This window comes from Prevotella intermedia ATCC 25611 = DSM 20706, assembly GCF_001953955.1.
Taxonomy (GTDB): domain Bacteria; phylum Bacteroidota; class Bacteroidia; order Bacteroidales; family Bacteroidaceae; genus Prevotella; species Prevotella intermedia.
On the sequence record NZ_CP019300.1, the window covers coordinates 376,474 to 393,671 of the forward strand.

Annotated in this window: 17 protein-coding genes and 1 tRNA gene; 9 read left to right on the plus strand and 9 right to left on the minus strand. The window is 41.9% G+C overall.

From position 1 onward, the window contains the following. The first annotated feature begins 271 nt into the window (after positions 1 to 271). From BWX39_RS01645 to BWX39_RS01680, 8 genes are all read left to right on the plus strand, one after another. On the plus strand, positions 272 to 502 hold the full coding sequence (locus BWX39_RS01645; RefSeq protein WP_036860783.1) for a helix-turn-helix transcriptional regulator: 231 nt from the start codon (positions 272 to 274) through the stop codon (positions 500 to 502). Positions 503 to 601: 99 nt separating this feature from the next. Then, positions 602 to 1,684, plus strand: a complete 1,083-nt coding sequence (locus BWX39_RS01650; RefSeq protein WP_028906076.1) for a DNA cytosine methyltransferase — start codon at positions 602 to 604, stop codon at positions 1,682 to 1,684. Next, positions 1,671 to 3,173, plus strand: a complete 1,503-nt coding sequence (locus BWX39_RS01655) for an ATP-binding protein (RefSeq protein ID WP_028906075.1) — start codon at positions 1,671 to 1,673, stop codon at positions 3,171 to 3,173. Before BWX39_RS01650 ends, BWX39_RS01655 begins: the two co-directional genes overlap by 14 nt. Position 3,174: 1 nt before the next feature. Beyond that, entirely contained in the window at positions 3,175 to 6,042 is a 2,868-nt protein-coding gene (locus BWX39_RS01660) for a Z1 domain-containing protein (protein WP_028906074.1), read from the plus strand. Beyond that, on the plus strand, positions 6,035 to 6,955 hold the full coding sequence (locus BWX39_RS01665) for a PD-(D/E)XK motif protein (RefSeq protein ID WP_036860788.1): 921 nt from the start codon (positions 6,035 to 6,037) through the stop codon (positions 6,953 to 6,955). The genes BWX39_RS01660 and BWX39_RS01665 overlap by 8 nt, the downstream gene beginning before the upstream one ends. Position 6,956: 1 nt before the next feature. Beyond that, positions 6,957 to 9,071 (plus strand): AIPR family protein, encoded by a 2,115-nt coding sequence (locus BWX39_RS01670; RefSeq protein WP_028906072.1) that lies wholly within the window; start codon positions 6,957 to 6,959, stop codon positions 9,069 to 9,071. Positions 9,072 to 9,167: 96 nt separating this feature from the next. Then, on the plus strand, positions 9,168 to 9,956 hold the full coding sequence (locus BWX39_RS01675) for an AlbA family DNA-binding domain-containing protein (protein ID WP_051129515.1): 789 nt from the start codon (positions 9,168 to 9,170) through the stop codon (positions 9,954 to 9,956). 2 nt (positions 9,957 to 9,958) lie between these two features. Beyond that, a complete protein-coding gene (locus tag BWX39_RS01680) occupies positions 9,959 to 10,558 on the plus strand; it encodes an ATP-binding protein (protein ID WP_051129514.1) in 600 nt (199 codons plus the stop codon). A 106-nt stretch (positions 10,559 to 10,664) separates the two neighbouring features. On the opposite strand, the gene BWX39_RS01685 is transcribed toward BWX39_RS01680, so the two are convergent. From BWX39_RS01685 to BWX39_RS01720, 9 genes are all read right to left on the minus strand, one after another. After that, positions 10,665 to 11,258 (minus strand): hypothetical protein, encoded by a 594-nt coding sequence (locus BWX39_RS01685; protein ID WP_099046229.1) that lies wholly within the window; start codon positions 11,256 to 11,258, stop codon positions 10,665 to 10,667. Positions 11,259 to 11,275: 17 nt separating this feature from the next. Further along, positions 11,276 to 12,475, minus strand: a complete 1,200-nt coding sequence (locus BWX39_RS01690) for a hypothetical protein (protein ID WP_244271491.1) — start codon at positions 12,473 to 12,475, stop codon at positions 11,276 to 11,278. Positions 12,476 to 12,549: 74 nt separating this feature from the next. Next, positions 12,550 to 12,921, minus strand: coding sequence for a plasmid mobilization protein (locus BWX39_RS01695; protein WP_028906069.1), 372 nt, complete (start codon positions 12,919 to 12,921; stop codon positions 12,550 to 12,552). Positions 12,922 to 13,182: 261 nt separating this feature from the next. Then, positions 13,183 to 13,395 carry a hypothetical protein gene (locus BWX39_RS11980; RefSeq protein WP_147285767.1) on the minus strand — a complete coding sequence of 71 codons (213 nt, stop codon included), beginning with the start codon at positions 13,393 to 13,395 and terminating at the stop codon, positions 13,183 to 13,185. Positions 13,396 to 13,549: 154 nt separating this feature from the next. Next, on the minus strand, positions 13,550 to 14,044 hold the full coding sequence (locus BWX39_RS11985) for a hypothetical protein (protein WP_099046231.1): 495 nt from the start codon (positions 14,042 to 14,044) through the stop codon (positions 13,550 to 13,552). 12 nt (positions 14,045 to 14,056) lie between these two features. Next, positions 14,057 to 14,641, minus strand: a complete 585-nt coding sequence (locus BWX39_RS01705; protein WP_036860780.1) for a P-loop NTPase family protein — start codon at positions 14,639 to 14,641, stop codon at positions 14,057 to 14,059. 7 nt (positions 14,642 to 14,648) lie between these two features. Continuing rightward, positions 14,649 to 15,095 carry a helix-turn-helix domain-containing protein gene (locus tag BWX39_RS12090; protein WP_154654563.1) on the minus strand — a complete coding sequence of 149 codons (447 nt, stop codon included), beginning with the start codon at positions 15,093 to 15,095 and terminating at the stop codon, positions 14,649 to 14,651. 24 nt (positions 15,096 to 15,119) lie between these two features. Beyond that, the gene (locus tag BWX39_RS01715; RefSeq protein ID WP_028906067.1) at positions 15,120 to 15,434 is read right to left on the minus strand and encodes a DUF3853 family protein; all 315 of its coding nucleotides are present in this window, start codon (positions 15,432 to 15,434) and stop codon (positions 15,120 to 15,122) included. Between the two features lie 503 nt (positions 15,435 to 15,937). Continuing rightward, positions 15,938 to 16,011, minus strand: a tRNA-Ile gene (locus BWX39_RS01720). A gap of 238 nt (positions 16,012 to 16,249) precedes the next feature. On the opposite strand from BWX39_RS01720, the gene BWX39_RS01725 reads away from it, so the two are divergent. Further along, positions 16,250 to 17,197, plus strand: a complete 948-nt coding sequence (locus tag BWX39_RS01725) for a bifunctional riboflavin kinase/FAD synthetase (protein WP_028906066.1) — start codon at positions 16,250 to 16,252, stop codon at positions 17,195 to 17,197. Position 17,198 lies beyond the last annotated feature (1 nt).

Sequence of the window (17,198 nt, forward strand, 5' to 3'; positions counted from 1 at the left end):
TTGCACCTTTATGCCGAAGGCATTAGAGCAAACTTAGAGCGTTATACGGAGGAGGTGTTGAAATTACACTCCCATTCTAAGAAAACCAACAATCGAGTTTATACCACATTTGCATTTTACGAAGGTGGTGTTGAAACGCCCCTTTGTTTCTGCTTTCAGAGTCAAAAATCCATAAAAAAGAATATAAAAGGAGACTCTTTATGATTTAAAGCGATTTAATTTCGTAAAAGTGATTTATTTTCACTACCTTTGTGGCATAAAACCGAATGACATGGAAGATATAAATCGTATTAAAGTCGTATTGGTAGAGAAGAAGCGTACTAACAAATGGCTTGCAGAGCAAATGGGTGTCAAGCCCTCCACCGTTTCTAAATGGTGTACAAACACTTCTCAGCCAGATGTTACAAGTCTACTAAAGATTGCAGACTTATTGGAAGTAGACATAAAAGAACTACTTGTAAGAGAGTATAAACAATACCTGCCTTCACAGGAAACAAACTAAGAGTAGGTAGATATTCACTAATAATAAAAGATACCTTGTATATTTGAAAGTGTCCATTTACTTAAAGAGCTATTTGGTAGCGAAAGATAAGAAAAGAACATGCGATATGGAATAGACATATTTTCTGGTGCTGGAGGTTTGAGCCTTGGAGCGGAGATGGCAGGAATAAAAATTAGTACCGCCATTGAAATTAATCCTCATGCAGCTAAGACTTTCTTGCAGAACCATAAAGGAGCGAAAGTGTTGCAAGGCGACATACAAGAGATAGAGCCGCAGACATTGCATAATGGCAAGAAACCAGTTTTTGTCATTATGGGTGGGCCACCTTGTCAAGGATTCTCATTATCCAATACAAGGACGAGAAATATGGACAACAAGAAGAACTTCCTTTTTCTGGAGTTTGTCCGTTTTGTGAAAGAGTTGAGACCCGAATGGTTTGTATTGGAGAATGTTTGGGGAATAACAAATATCAACGAAGGTAAAACCCAGACGATGATTGAGGATTATTTTCGGACCATCGAAGGCTACGACAATATTTCTTCATCCATTCTTTGGGCTTCCGACTATGGTGTTCCCCAAAACAGGAATCGATTCTTCATGGTGGGTAACAGGCTTGGCATTGACTTCAAATTCCCTGAGAAACATACCGCAAGAGTTACAGTAGACGAGGCCATCAGCGACCTCCCTTCCTTGCAGAATGGAGAGATGCTTGACGAAGCAGCATATACCCTATCGTCAGAAGATGCGAGCGATTATGAACTGTTAATGCGACAAGGATCAGACAAGGCGCGTCAAAACTATGTATCGAGAAATAACGATTTAGTTATTGAGCGCTACAAGTACATTGGGCAAGGCCAAAATTGGCGAGCCATTCCAGACCACCTTATGCAGAACTATGCAGACAAAGGTCGATGCCATAGTGGAATCTACAAGCGTCTGAGGGCAGACCAGCCTTCGGTTGTAATCTCAAATTACAGGAAGAGTATGCTCATACATCCTTATGAAGATAGGGGAATCTCGGTGAGAGAGGCTGCAAGGCTTCAGAGTTTCCCAGACACCTTCATCTTTGAAGGTCCGCTTATGCACATCCAACAACAAATAGGCAATGCTGTCCCTCCCCTGTTGGCTAAAGCTGTTTTTCAACAAATCATCAAACAAACCAAAGAACATGAGCAAAGATAGAAGGCACATACCGAAGGCTTCGACTTTGATGGGGTCTCTTCGCTCTATGGGCTACTCATTTGAGTCTGCTGTAGCAGATGTTGTTGATAATAGCATCAGCGCACATGCACAGAATGTCCGCATATTGTTCCCAACCAATCCTATGGATGAATTGGCTCTTGGCATTATTGATGATGGAGACGGGATGACTGCTGATGTTCTATTTGAGGCGATGCGCTATGGCTGCTTGTCAGCAGAGGAAGAACGCACAGAAGAAGACTTGGGGCGTTTTGGAATGGGAATGAAGTCGGCTTCGCTGTCTCAATGTCGTTGTCTGACTGTGGTGAGCTACGAAGACAAGACTCTGAATGGCTTCACTTGGGACTACAATCATATTCTTGAAACCCAGGATTGGATGATAAAAGAGTTGGAAAACAAAGAAATCGATGCGCTACCCTATATTGCAAAACTAAAGGAACAAAAGAAAGGTACAATCGTTATCTGGCAAGACTTCGATGTGTTGTCCAATTCAAGTGGAGGACAAGTCTATTCCACATTGGTCGATTTACGTTCCACATTGGAAAATACTCTTGCTTTGATTTACCATCGTTATCTGTCGGGTATCGGAACTTCACGAATTCATATCTTTATCAATCAGCTTGATATAAAGCCATTAGACCCATTCCTTAAACAGCATCCAAAGACTACTGTCAAAAAAGAAATCGAGTTGGATATAATGGACAGCTTAGGAATTGAAAGGATGATAAAAATACGTCCGTTTATCCTGCCTTTTGCAACAGAGTTGAAAGAGAAGGACAAACAACTCATCGGTGGTATTGAGAACCTTCGAGCTAAGCAAGGATTTTACATATATCGTAACAAAAGATTGATTATTTGGGGTACATGGTTTGGGATGAAGCAGCGTGCGGAATTAACTAAGAATGCTCGTATTCGTGTTGACATCCCCAATTCGCTCGATGATATTTGGTCTATCGACATAAAAAAACAACAAGCTTCTATCCCAAAACAAATACTTCATAGATTAAAAAAAGCAGTGGAGGATGCGCTTGAATTCTCTGTCCGTCAACAGACATATCGAGGAAGAACAGAAAAAGTAAATGATAGTATTGATTATATTTGGGATAGGAAAAGAGGCAGAAATAACACATTCTTCTACCAGATAAATCGTGAAAGCAGGTTTTTTCAGTTCGTTCGCGATAAAATGAGTGATAAAGATTATGGATATTTGGAGATGCTTCTTAACGAGATTGAAAACAACTTGCCTATCCAGCAGTTGTATATAGACAAGAGCAACGAATCTATTTCTGCACCGGAAGAGACCGATGAACGACTGGATGATGTGTATCAGATGGCTGTGACATTAGCGACTACCATGATGAACATCCGTTCAGACGGGTGGGAAGCAATAGTCAAAGACCTAATGAATTCTGAACCTTGGTGTAAATATCCTTCTATAAAAGAGAAATTACTCAAAGAAAAAACTCAGTAACATGACAGAAAGCCAATATATAGACCTAAGACAGTTGACAAAAACCCTTATCAACCTGTCTGTATCACAGGGTAAAGAACTTAAGCCTGACGATATAGACACCTATATCAATCAGGCTGTCATGCTATCCAAACTAGATTGTGAAGAAGCCACAAAGACACGTCTTTACATTGATATGGAATATGAATATAAGATTGTCCACAACAAAGGGCAAGCGATATTCAACGATTATGATGAAAAGCGTGAGTGGTACTCCTATTTGGAGATACAGGACAACTTCTTCTGGTCGAGATACAAGGATTATCTCATCAACCATTCTTCTATCAGCCGTATTAGCATCAACTTACTTGAAGATGTGACATTGCCAGGCATTATGAATTGTCTCGGCAATCCCAATGATGCTCTGGACGTCCCCCGTCTCCGTCGTGGACTTATCATCGGTGATGTGCAATCAGGCAAGACAGCAACTTATACAGGTTTGGTTTGTAAGGCAGTTGATGCAGGTTATAAGGTGGTTATTCTGCTTACAGGCATCACAGAAAACCTACGTAGACAGACGCAGGAGCGTATTGATGAGGGCATCGTAGGCATAACCATGAAGAAAGAAGGCAAAGTTGAGAAATACCCACGAGTCGGTGTGGGCTTAGACAACAAACAAATCAGGGCTACATCTGTTACGTCAACGCTTAACGATTTCGTTGGCAACTGCAACAAAATTACAATGTCATTGGCCAGCAACTCCTTGGTACTGTTTGTCATAAAGAAAAACGTTTCGGTACTTCAGAGACTTTTCAATTGGCTCAGAGAACAAAATATCGATCCCGTAAAAGGATATGTGGATGTACCAATGCTTCTTATTGACGATGAAGCAGACAACGCATCTGTGAATACTCGCAAGGATGAGACCGACCCTACCCGCACTAACAAGCTCATCCGGCAAATTTGTAATCTCTTCATGAATTCCACATACGTAGGATTTACTGCCACACCATTTGCGAATGTGTTCATTGATCCTGACTCTGTAGACTCCATGCAACATGCGGACCTCTTTCCAGAGCACTTCATTTATGCATTAGAGGCTCCGTCCAACTATGTGGGGGCAGATAAGATATTTTATCCAGAAGGAGCCTATTACCGTAATCTGCGCTATATTACGGATATCACAGAACCAGATTATGCCTCAGAGGAGTATAAAGACCTAGCTCAAAATAATCCAGAAGTGCTCAATTCTGGAGCATTCTACTATAAACACAAAAAAGAATGGGATGGTATTTTGCCAGACTCCCTGCGTGAAGCTATTCTGTGTTTTTGTCTATCAAATGTCGTCCGTGATTTACGAGGGCAAAGTAAAGAACCCAGAAGTATGCTGGTAAACATGTCCCGTTTTATTCACGTTCAAAAAGTAATAACAGAGCAAATCGCTGAATGGTTTGAAGAATTATTCAACGATATTCGTATTAATTTTAACGACGATTCAAGAAAGAATCTCCACTTACCATTATATGTAGAATTGAACTCTATTTGGGAAAAGCATTTCAGTCAAGTCAATGACGTGACATTTGAACGTGTCTCACAGAAAGCATCTCTATTGACAGCATTGGAAAAGATAGAGGTTAAAATGGTAAACGGCTCTAAGCAAAGTGCATCGCTCAATTACAAAGAGAATCCATCACTACGAGTGATTGCAGTGGGTGGTCTTGCTCTTTCACGCGGATTGACACTTGAAGGACTGATGGTGAGCTACTTCTATCGGAATACTGCGACTTTTGATGTTCTGATGCAGATGGGACGTTGGTTTGGTTACAGACGAGGTTATGAAGACCTCTTCCAAATATGGACGAGCCACACAAGCGCCTTGTGGTATGCCGAAGTTGCAAAAGCTTCAACAGAACTGAAAAACGACATCCGTGAGATGTTTGACCAGCAACTAACCCCAAAGGATTTTGGTATTAAAGTTCGTGATAACTGTGATGAGTTGCAAATCACAGCTTCAAACAAAATGAGGACTGCTACCAGCAAAGATATGATGTATTCTTTCTATGGTAATATCTATGATACGCCATACATCACTTCAAAGATAGAGCACAACAAGATAAACACGCAAAGGGTTCAAGAACTTGCTTCCTACCTTCTTGCACAAAGTTATCCACTCAGATTTACTGATTACAGGAAATCCGGCAAGGATGTAAAAGACACTTCCGATGGTAGCTCCCGATACTTTGCTGATGTTCCTAAAGATGTTGTTATTAATTTTTTGCGCAGCATTAAATATTCAATGGCAAATCCTCGCTTTGATGCAAATAACATCATCAGTTTCTTGGAAGATGAGGATACGGAAGGTGTTGATTTGTGGGATATTGTGTTTGAAAGTGGTAAATCAACAACACATTACGATGTGGAAGGGCTTCGGCAGGTAAAATGTATGGAGCGTTCTATCTGCAGCACCACGCGCAACATCATACAAATTAGTACGCGTCGTCGTGTAATGACAGGAAGTATGGAGGGACGTTTTGCTCTGTCACAAGAAGATATTGAAAGAGCAGAAAATGCTCAGCGCAGTCAATGGGAAAAAGATGGCGAGAACAGTCAAGGTAGAGATATTCCTGTTAAGGCCTATTTCAGATTTCTTCCCAAGCGGAAGCCCATGCTGGTAATTATGTTTATCAAACCTAAAGAGGCTGACAGCGAAGAAGAAGATATGTTATGTAAATACAGAGAAGCACTTGGCGAAGACTGTATCGTAGCTTTTGCGGTAGGTTGCCCGGGAGTTCGAGATGAGGGCAAAGCCATAAAATACCAAGTCAACAAGATATTCCAACAACTGAACATAGAGGGTGAAGAACCCGAAGAGGAGGATGACGATGAATAATAACGAAATTTATAAAATATTCAAGGAGGATTTCCCCAGTCGCCACTTTATAAGATTTGGTGATAACCGCCACCTGAGTCTATACATAGGACGTGATGACGACGCACGATATGCCTTTGATTTCAGAGGGAAATACAAACCTGTCAGAATCTCTAGTTCTGATGTGATTTTTGTCGAACAGTATAAAGAAGGAAACATGCTGACTCTGCGTTTCTCACTTGAAAACAATAACCTGCTAGAGTATTTCTGCACCTTCTGTCAAGATCTTTTGGATTCAGTTCGAGCGACGAACGATGATGAAACGGCATATCATACTCTGCGGTCACGTTACTATTCATGGAGGCAACTGTTCCGACCCGACAATGTCCACATGACGGAAACTGAGATGATGGGCTTGATAGGCGAGCTTCTTTTTTTGAGAGACTACATGATACCTAATAGAGGAATTGACAGAGCTCTTGATAGCTGGATGGGGCCAGAGAAAACGCATAAAGATTTTTCAGACCAACAAGACTGGTTTGAAGTGAAAAGCATCAGTTTCGGCAAAGAAAGTGTTCGCATTTCTTCCATTGAGCAACTTGACAGTGACATAGATGGCACATTGGTTGTTTTTGAACTGGAGAAAATGAGTCCATCTTTTGATGGTATTAGGATAAACGAACTTGTCAATAGTATTATAGCTTTGTTGGTGAATGCTCATCAGCGGGAAACCTTTATGGCAAAGCTACAACTATTTGGATTTGATTTCTCTAACGAAAATGACTATTTGGTATTTGCTTTGAAGAATATGTACAAATACAAGGTCGACACCCAAAACTTCCCTCGTTTGCATCGATCTTTGCTGCCCAATGCTATTACACGTGCTCAATATGAGTTGCTTTTAACAAAAATAGAACCATTTAAACTCAACTGATATGGAAATCGAAGAATATCGCAAACAGTTTATCGATGAGATAAGAAATGATGCTAGTCTGGAAGGTTCTGATCCAGAAAGCTACTTCATCGAGCGTGTCCTTACAGATCTTGAAGATATTGGGGAACTAAGCGATCCTATTCCTATGTCGATTGAAATTAGGAATACAAGAAGGCAGATTCTAGCCTTTGATGGATATTCATATGATGAAGCAGATGGAGCTTTAGTTCTTATTGCTAGTGAATTTACTAATCAGCGCGATAGCGCTCCAACTCTGACTAACACACGGATTGAGGAATTGCTATCGTATATGCAGAGATTCATAGAAGAAGCCATCAATGGAAACATTCGCAATTTCTGTGATGATTCCGACCCAGCTGTAAACATTGCCAGCGAGTTTAAGAAAAAGATAGGCAAGGGAATGACGGCAACCGAAATCTTGCGTTTCAAGTTTATCATCATATCAAACTATACTCTGAGTAAACAGGTTAAGAACCTAAAACGTCCAGACTTCTTGGGAAGACCTGTGGAATTAAACGTTTGGACATTAGAGCGATTCTTCCAGACATTTGTCTCTAACTCCAGTGAAATTCTTGAGATTGAGACAAAAGACTATAACTGTGATGGTATTCCATGTTTGAAAGCTGATTTGGGTAATCTTAGTAATTATGATGCATACCTAGGAATTATTCCTGGAGAATTCCTTGCTAAAATATATTATGACTACGGAAGCAGATTACTTCAAGGCAATGTTCGTGCTTTCCTGAGTTTTAGAGGTAATGTTAATAAGGGCATACGAAGTACCATTATGAAGCACCCCGAGAACTTCTTTACCTACAACAATGGTATAGCTATTGTTGCCCGTTCAGTAAGGTTTTCTGTAGATGGTTCTAAAATAACTTATTTCAAGGATTTGCAAATAATCAACGGAGGACAAACTACTGCAGCCTTGGCGAGTGCTATCATCAAAAATGAAGCACCGAAGGGCATGAATAATTTGTTCGTACCTATGAAGTTGACAGTGCTGAATGTTGAAGATGACATGTCAGAAGAACAGGTGCAGAATTACAACGAACTGACCAAGACCATTTCAGAATGTGCTAACAGTCAAAATGCAGTTAAACCTGCCGACTTTTTCTCTAACCATCCTTTCCACGTAAAGATGGAGCAATTATCACGCAAGCTTATGGCTCCACCAATAGGTGGCAATCCTTATCAAACAGTCTGGTTCTATGAGCGTTCTCGTGGTAAGTGGGAGCAGGAACAGATGAAGCTGACTGCGCATCAAAGAGACCTATTTAAGCAGAAGAATCCCAAAGACCAGATGATAACAAAAGAGAAACTGGCGAAATGTTACAATGCTATTCTCATGCATCCTGACCAAGTTTGTAAGAGTTCTGCTGACAACTTCAAAATCTTTGCTCCTTTTATTGATGGCATATACGAAAACGACCGAGACAGCATCAACGATGAATTTTTCAAGAAATGCGTATGTTCGATCATCATTTTCGACAAGCTTGACAAACTCATTAGCAAAGAAGAGTGGTATCCTAAAGGCGGTAACAAAGCGCAGATTACGCCATATACTATTTCCAAACTGATGACTCTTCTGCCCAAAGATTCTGATATTGATTGGGCGAGTATTTGGAATAAGCAAACTCTATATCCAGCTTTAGCAACCGAACTTCTTCGTCTGGCATACTTTACACACTGCTATTTAGAAAAGAAAGCAGATGGTGGACTTGTGCGTAGCTTATCTCGCCTTGTTGGAACATGGAATGATTTCAAAGCTGTAGAGTTTACGCTATCAGATGCCTTCGTCAGCTCGTTAATTTCGAAAGAAGAAATAAAGGCAACGGAACAGGCAGCCAAACGAGCTCACAAATTTAACTCCAAGATTGACGCCTCTGTTGAGATATTCAAGCTTGGTGCCCCATATTGGATTGGAGTCTATAATGCATTAACAAAAGAAGAACTTCTTTCTTACGGTGATTGTGATTTCATTAGGAGTATAGCATCTTATATTGGTAGAGGCTCTCTGCCAAGTCTTGCTCAATGTCGCAGACTCTTGAAAATAGTTGAGAAGGCAGAAGAAAAGGGATATATTATGCCATAGAGATACAATATTACAGAATGAAGAGCCTATGATGGCATCAGAGGACATTCCTGAAGGATATGGAAATAAAGCAACAGATAATACGTTATAAAAGATATGGCACTTACAATAGAGGAATTAAAAACGCTGATACAGAGTGACGAACATCGTCAGCTGGAACTGAAGAAGACAACAGGTGAGCTGAAGGATGGCATGCATACGGCTTGCGCCTTCTTGAATACCGAAGGTGGCTGGCTCCTCTTTGGCGTTGCTCCAACATCATTGAAGATTCTGGGGCAGCAAGTCACAGACAATACTCAAAGGGAGATTGCACAGGCACTGAGTTACATGGAACCGCAGGTTGATGTACGGGTAGAGTATATTGACGTTCCCGAAAGACCAGGTCATAAGGTGATTGCCATGCACTTTGAAGGATGGGCATGGGGTATGGTGCCTTATACTTATCACGGTTGTCCTTACTATAAAGTGGAGAGTACAACGAAAGAGATGCCGCGTGACATGTATGAAGAGCGGTTACGCAGGAGTAAACCTGATTTGTTTGCTTGGGAACGGCAACCATCGGAATTTACTGACATCAGTTCTCTGGATGAGAAACTGATACGTGGCGTTGTACGTCTTGGTGTTGAGAGGGGAAGGTTGTCTGATCTGGCTCTAACCGAACCCGTAGAGGATGTATTGGGAAAATGGAAGTTGACTATAGGCAACAAGCCTCTGAATGCAGCTACAGCACTCTTCACAAGAGATACAGGAATGTACACGCAGTTCACCATGCGCCTAGCCCGTTTTCGGGGAACAGACAAGAATGAGTTTATAGATAATCAGCGAGTGGAGGGCAATATCTTCGTATTACTCAATGAGGCTATGAATTTTTCCGCAAACACTTGAATATGCATGGGAAGATTGTCGGACTAGTTCGTGATGAATATCTGGAAGTTCCAGCAGAAGCTCTGCGTGAAGTGGTTCTGAATGCACTTTGCCACCGTCAGTACGAACGATATAATCTGACTATAGGCATCGCCATCTACGATGACCGCATTGAGATTGAGAATCCTGGCATTTTGCCGCCTCAGATTACACCAGAGAATATCCTTCAGCCTCATATCTCTTATCCATACAATCCGCTTATAGCTAATGTGCTGTATAGTACAACCTATATTGAGAACTGGGGAGCGGGTGTGAAACGCATCATGGAGGCTTGCCAAAAGAGGGGCATTCCATCACCTACATGGACTATCAATGGCGGTTTTGTTGTGGTGACATTCATGAGACCAGCAAAGGGCATTACTCAAGATGGCACTCAAGAAGACAATCTTGATAAATGGATTGAAAATCAAATTAGACAGAATCCTCAAATTACAACAGAGGAACTGGCTAAAATGAGTAAAAAAGGTCTGAGAACTGTCAAGCGCCATATAGCTAAAATGCCTCACATTCGTTATGTAGGTAGTGGTTATAGTGGTCATTGGGAGGTACTTGACAAAGAATAGAATCTTCGTTGCGGTGTGGACAGAGATTCTAACGACATAGGCCTGTTGTCATCAACGATCGACCAAATCAAAGAGCAGTTCCGTCTGAAGCTGCTCTTTGATTTGCTTATTGACCATAATACCGTGCTATTAGCATGGCTATGCCCCCTGCCATTACAGAGACTCCGATGGTAAAGAAGAACCAGAAAAACCATTGAGCATAGTGACCGAGGTAACAGCCATCAAACTCTTTATATCGGTCACGTACTTTCCTGCGTTCTTGAACAAACATGGCATTGACCTCACGGATATGTTCTTGCATCTTGACAAGCATCCATTTGTGTTCCTTGTCGAACGTGTCTTGAATATTCTGCCAATCAGCATCAGACACATTCACTGACACCCTCAACTTTGTGGGCGCATCTTCCATGACTTGCTCGATATGCTCGTGGATGATGTCAACCCTGCCACTGATGGTATTAACGACATTACCTAGTTTCTCCTCGGCTCGCTGATACTGCCGGATTACCGATTCACATTGAAGCGTAGCATTCACACAAGTATTGGTAGCTTTATTGATGTTGTCACTTAGTTCCTTCAGTTCAGGCACACGACTGATGATGTCTTGTTCGGCATCCTTCTCTTGAATTTCCTCCTGAACTTCGTTGAACATTACATCGAAGTCAAGCTTGTTCTCATTGTTTTTACTTTTTCTTATCATAGATATATGTGATTGTTTTAACGGTGGAAACCGCGTTTAACTGACTTTGGCTTGCACATGGAATGAGCCATCTGAAGGCATCGGCGAGCATACTGACGCTCATCCTCATCATCCTTTTTGCCCCAACCTGATTCGAGTGCCGAGCCGCCACCACCTCCGCAAGATTCGGACATGGATGTTGCGGCATCAATGTAGTCAACGAAAAGAAGCATGGCGGTATGAGCAACGTTCTCGACAATGGCGGTATCATTGCCATCAGGAACCTGGGCCTCATTGAGGAAAATATCCTTGACCGAATTGGGAATCTCAACAGCCTTGCTGCCAATAGGTGTATCGATGTTGAATATAGTGAAGGATGGCACAGGCTTTGCCTGGACTCTTGGCTGCACCTTGGGCTGAGTAGATATCATTGTTTGAGCAGTCGGACGAACAGAACGGCTGCTTGGGGTAACAGTCGGTGTAGATGGTTTCACCTTAACTTGAGCAGGCTTCGGATGGAACTTCTTCCATGTGGCTTCAAGCTGTGATACCATGAACTTTCGACCGATTTCAGAAGCCTTGAATACTGAAGCATTCTTGCTAATGGTGTAGCCAACAAGTTGCTTACTCTTGTCATAACGAGGTGTCACATCATAGCCCTTCATGCGAAGCATCTTGAAGTAGAAGTCTATGTCAAACTCCTGCATCTTCTGAAGGGTATATTCGCAAAAGTCAGCAATCTCTTCCTTCCGCATATCACGAATCTCCAGAGGTTGCTGCCAGCCATGCCTCATGTTGATGATTTCCGCAGCCATCATTGCCCTCTTGTGAATATCGTGAACATCGTTGGTATTGCCATCAAGGTCAACACGGCAACAGTCCAGATGCAGGTGCAGCGTCCCAGACTTCGAGTCGGAATGCAAGCCAGACACATTCATTGAATTGCGGAAATTGGTCTTCACTTCCTTCTTCATGCCCTTGGGGAGGAGTCCGACGGAATCCAAAGTTTCCAAAGCTTCATCGCTAAGGCTCGCCCAGTCATTCATGGTGAAGTTCTCTGCCTCTTCCTTTGAGGGGGATATTACAAACGTGGTCATGAAACGTTCCAACTTTCGCCCGACAGTCCTGTCCTGCTGATGCAACTGGCAATGATGCTTCATCATGTACCAAATGGCGGTCGGGGCGATACCTTCAGGCATGTGGTTCACCTTGACCACTTTTGCCTTATCTTTCTCCAATGCGTACCTTACGGCATTGCCGCCGTATGGCACGACTCTTGCAAGCATAATCATGATACGTTCCTTTCTTTGGTCTATAGAGATGATGAGATATTCTCTTCGATGCTATACCAATGTTGGATGAGTTCTGCAACAGACTTAATCCACCATGTCATGAACTTCTCCGTCTTGAATAGTTTCAACTTTTCCTCATCCGTCATCTTGGAAAGGACGTTGGCTATTTTTATCAGGTCAGTTCTCGCATAGACAAGGGAATTAAGGGCATCGACCTCTTCCTTGGAGAGCCGCTGTCGTGGATGATGCTTCAATCCTGTTTCGGTCAGATAGCGATTCAGGCTTATGCCACATTCCTTGGCAAGTGTTTTGAGTTGCAACCAGACTTCATCAGTACACCTGAAAGCGTGTACCTTGGTTGGCGGTTTCTTGGTAATATGTTTCTTCTTCATTGTCAATGAATTGATTAAAAGGGATGAATATAAACTGATTAGAAAGAAGGACAAGGTCTGCGAGCCTGCGAGTAGCCAAAAAACTTTTAGGAGTGCAATAACAGGGACACCTGTTTTGTACTACAAAAGGATTTCTCGAAAAGTCCCTCTAAAAAATCGGAGCTTTTAACAATAAAGTTCCCCTCAGGGCTTAGAGGACTGTTTCGGTTTCCCTTGTAAACTGTATCGGCAAACACCCCTTGAGAAGGTTTGTGATGCAGCTTACAGCCTATGTCCTTCAAGACTGTCATTGGTCGCCGTGAAATCCGTTAGTACAGTAGTTGTCATCGGACTTCTGATGGAAGCCGTCGTTGCCTGCAGATGGGATGGCGTTTTGCTGTAGGACCTGTCCTTCATTCTGTGCTGATGCTTACTCATTTCTTTTCCCTCCATTCCGAATACCATAGGCTTCTTCTTTCGAAGAGAGTATGCCATCGGAGTGAGAGGAATTGTCTTTCTTTGGTACATGGGAAGAATTTTCACCCGTCCCAAACTTACTCACATTGCCACTATCATTAGATTGTGGTGATGGATGGGACACATGAGCGTCGGCTGACGAAATCTTGCCCATGTTTCCTTCTTGGGAATTTTAGCCATCCAAGCCAGAACCATCCTTACCCTTGATGATGCCATCAGCTACCTCAGTTGTGATGACCCTTGCAGGGGGAACATCCACACGAACGATTTCAGAGCCATTGGCATCCCTTCTTAATGCAAACGGATTCTTGACAAACCTGTCATCCACATACCAGCCCGAAAGAGAATGAAGTGTATGGATGCGGTTTTCTCCAATCTTCTGCGAAGAAGAAATACCCAGAGACTCCATTAGCTCTAATAGCTTTGGCACCGTCTTGCGGTCTTTATCCCAAAGTTTGGCAAGTTGGGTATTGTCAACCATCACTTGGCCGGGCAAGATTTCAACCTGTTGGGGCTTACTCAGTGATACAAGTTTAGTTTCTCGTTCAGCGAGAACTACAAGCGACATAAAGTATTCCATGCGATCAATCTTGTACTTCTTACTGCGTAGATACTCCAGTTGTTCCTCGGACAACGTGAAGCAATAATGAACCTTTTCCTTATCCATATAAATTTAATTTTAAGATTTGTCTGCACGATAAGTACCATTGTTGAATACAATTTTCTCTACCATTTCATTGAGTCTGTCGGCTATTCGATCACCATAACACTTACGAATCTGTTTTGGAGTAAGATTGGTAGTAATGATTGTGAACAGTTGTTCATCATATCTCTTTGTCAGCAAGTCTATGACTGGAGTCACCACGTTGCCAAAATCCATAACCTCTTGCGGTTCGGTGCCAAGATCATCAATGCCAAGCATGTCCTTTTGAGAGAGTCTGATGAATGCTGGATAGTCCGTTCTGCCAAGATAAGCAATATATTTTGAGTCAGTAATTTGAATGCCATAATTGCCTTGGCCATTAGGATTTGGAATGGCGAGATAGTTCAGCAGCTGCTGGAATGCTTTGAGCAAAGTGCTTTTCCCGTTACCGCATTCGCCACATAACAGTATACCAAACTTACTACTGCTACTCGTCAACCAGTTAGCCACCTGTCGCAATTGCGACTTGGCATGATCGTTCTCATAGAAACTGCGGTGGCGAAACTCCACTTCTGCCATAATTGCAGCAAGCAGACAATCGTATGCCTGTTCTGCTGACATAGATAGCCTAAAACGTGGTTTCATAGTCCTTCGCTGAAGCAGTATGGACTTCAACCGCTCTACGTCTATTTTTGATGGTACTTGAATCATAATAAGAATTTGGAGTTTGAGGTTTAAAATATTCTTTGTCTTTATCTTTATTATTAAGCGTCAAGTCATGCGTCATGTTAGCCGTCAATTCAAGTAGGAAATATTCAGACGGTAGAAAACGTGATTTCCCATTAGAGAATTTTATAAGCCCCTTCTCAGCAAGATGCTTTCTAGCAGTTATAACAGTCTGCTTTGACATGCGAAGCGTCTCACATATATATAATGTAGAGCATGGCACTGGCATGTTCCAGTAGCGAACATTACATTTGTTTACCAGTAATGCATATAACGCCACTTCACTTGCAGGAAACGAACAAACTGATGCTACACGCCAAAACTGGTTCATATAATCAATGTACGTCATACCTTTTAATATTTGATTCTCGACTTAGACCTTGAACGTTCCGGCTTCCTTCGCAAGGCTCAATGCCAACTCGGAGTCAACGACAATCTTACGACCCACTTGAGTGATAGCAGAATCAATCACACCGCTTTTCTTGATTCTGTTAGCAGTGGGTATGCTGCAACCGAAAATTTTGGCAATGCCAGCGATACCATGTTCATAGTGTCTCTCTGGTACCACCTCGGCAGATACCTTTGCCGGTTTCTTTTCTGCGTTCTGGAGAAGTAGAACAAATTCCTCTCCTGACATCATGCAGATAGGCTTTTCGAGCAACTGCTCTATTGTAACGAGTCTTGTCATACATAATTCTTTTTTAGTCCGCCAGTTGTACTTCCTGACATTCCGATTAAACTTATGTTGTCGGTTCATGAACCATCGTTGAACTCCCGTGGTTTGGAATTCGTAGGCAAAGGTGGTCTGTTTAAGTCGGTGAATAATTATGACTGCTATTGGCCAAAAACTGAGCAAGTTTTTTCTGTATGGTATTTTTACAGTAATTCACAAATAAGCATAGCTATTCACACCGAAAACTGAGTTTTCTGTGTCAAATGATAGGGGACATTATGAGTGGACAGAAATATGGAGTGAAAAGACTAAGAAGATGGGAAAAATGTTTTCCCAACTGTTTTCCCATCGCAATTTTGATACTCTGCGAGACCTCGTTTACATATTTTACTTGTGCTGATATGATGCCAAGTTTAACAAAAAATCATGGAGTTATCAAAATGGCTGTGTTTTTCCATTGTTTTCCCGAAAAGAAAAATCAGTAACTTGAATTTCTTCTAAGTTACTGATTTTCAACGTGGACCAGCCTGGGCTTGAACCAGGGACCTCCAGATTATGAGTCTGTTGCTCTAACCAACTGAGCTACAAGTCCAGTATTCGTTGAATACGGCTGCAAAGGTAATGAATAAATTGGGAAAACGTGTATGGTGAGGGGATATTTTTAAGCGTTTTAACACATTTTGCGTACTGCAAGGCATAGTTTTGGGCTATTTGGTGTATCTTTGCACTGCAATTCGTTAGTCTGTTTTATGCCTTTGTAGAGCATTTCACACTTGCACAATACGTTTTGAACGAATGCTTGCGGACTTAGATAGGAAGCGTTTTATAAAATGAAAACAATATTTCTTAAAGATATAAGTACTGATAAATTGAGGTTGGAGAAACCGTCAGTTGCCACGATAGGCTTTTTCGATGGTGTGCATCTCGGTCATCAGTTTCTTATCAATCGACTTGCTGAAATGGCAAAGCAAGATGGTTTAGAATCGATGGTGATAACTTTCGACCGCCACCCTCGCCAGGTTTTGCAGAGCGACTACCAACCCAAAATGTTATCTACACTCGACGAGAAATTAGAGAAGCTTGAACAAACAGCAGCCAACCATATTGTTGTACTTCATTTTGACAAGGCTTTGTCGCAACTTACATCGAAGCAGTTTATGGAAACCGTACTTCATAAGCAACTCAACGTGTGTAAATTAATGATGGGTTACGACAATCGTTTTGGACATAACAGAAGCGAAACTTTCGATGATTACGTACTTTTTGGCAAAGAAATAGGTATTGAAGTGTTCCAAAATACAGCCCTTTCCATGGGCGATTTCAATGTAAGTTCTTCGGTTATCCGCCGATTTATCGAAGCGGGCAATATGGAAGAAGCCACTCGGTGTTTGGGCATTCCCTATTCGTTGCGTGGCAAGGTTGTCGGTGGCTATCGGAACGGACGCAAGTTAGGTTATCCAACTGCCAATATAAATATATGCGAAACCGAAAAGCTGCTTCCCACAATGGGTGTCTATGCCGTGCGTGTTCGTATTGCAAACAATGAGAAAGAGTATGGAGGAATGCTCAATATTGGTACCCGACCCACTTTCAACGGCACAGATTTATCGGTGGAAGTGCACATTTTTGACTTCTCTGACAACTTATACGACCAAACGATACAGGTTAGTTTTATCAGTCGTGTGCGCTCCGATAGGAAGTTTCCAACCTTAGATGCACTTGCAGAACAAATGCAGTTGGACGAACAACAGATAAAAACTATTTTAGAAAAACAATAGA

Coding starts and splice junctions, on each gene's coding strand:
- BWX39_RS01650 (WP_028906076.1), top strand. CDS start 602: ATGCGATATGGAATAGACATATTTTCTGGTGCTGGAGGTTTGAGCCTT.
- BWX39_RS01645 (WP_036860783.1), top strand. CDS start 272: ATGGAAGATATAAATCGTATTAAAGTCGTATTGGTAGAGAAGAAGCGT.
- BWX39_RS01715 (WP_028906067.1), bottom strand. CDS start 15,434: ATGACAAGACTCGTTACAATAGAGCAGTTGCTCGAAAAGCCTATCTGC.
- BWX39_RS01675 (WP_051129515.1), top strand. CDS start 9,168: ATGGCACTTACAATAGAGGAATTAAAAACGCTGATACAGAGTGACGAA.
- BWX39_RS01670 (WP_028906072.1), top strand. CDS start 6,957: ATGGAAATCGAAGAATATCGCAAACAGTTTATCGATGAGATAAGAAAT.
- BWX39_RS01725 (WP_028906066.1), top strand. CDS start 16,250: ATGAAAACAATATTTCTTAAAGATATAAGTACTGATAAATTGAGGTTG.
- BWX39_RS01680 (WP_051129514.1), top strand. CDS start 9,959: ATGCATGGGAAGATTGTCGGACTAGTTCGTGATGAATATCTGGAAGTT.
- BWX39_RS11985 (WP_099046231.1), bottom strand. CDS start 14,044: ATGGATAAGGAAAAGGTTCATTATTGCTTCACGTTGTCCGAGGAACAA.
- BWX39_RS01665 (WP_036860788.1), top strand. CDS start 6,035: ATGAATAATAACGAAATTTATAAAATATTCAAGGAGGATTTCCCCAGT.
- BWX39_RS01705 (WP_036860780.1), bottom strand. CDS start 14,641: ATGTCAGCAGAACAGGCATACGATTGTCTGCTTGCTGCAATTATGGCA.
- BWX39_RS01655 (WP_028906075.1), top strand. CDS start 1,671: ATGAGCAAAGATAGAAGGCACATACCGAAGGCTTCGACTTTGATGGGG.
- BWX39_RS01695 (WP_028906069.1), bottom strand. CDS start 12,921: ATGAAGAAGAAACATATTACCAAGAAACCGCCAACCAAGGTACACGCT.
- BWX39_RS01660 (WP_028906074.1), top strand. CDS start 3,175: ATGACAGAAAGCCAATATATAGACCTAAGACAGTTGACAAAAACCCTT.
- BWX39_RS12090 (WP_154654563.1), bottom strand. CDS start 15,095: ATGACGTACATTGATTATATGAACCAGTTTTGGCGTGTAGCATCAGTT.
- BWX39_RS01685 (WP_099046229.1), bottom strand. CDS start 11,258: ATGATAAGAAAAAGTAAAAACAATGAGAACAAGCTTGACTTCGATGTA.
- BWX39_RS11980 (WP_147285767.1), bottom strand. CDS start 13,395: ATGGCATACTCTCTTCGAAAGAAGAAGCCTATGGTATTCGGAATGGAG.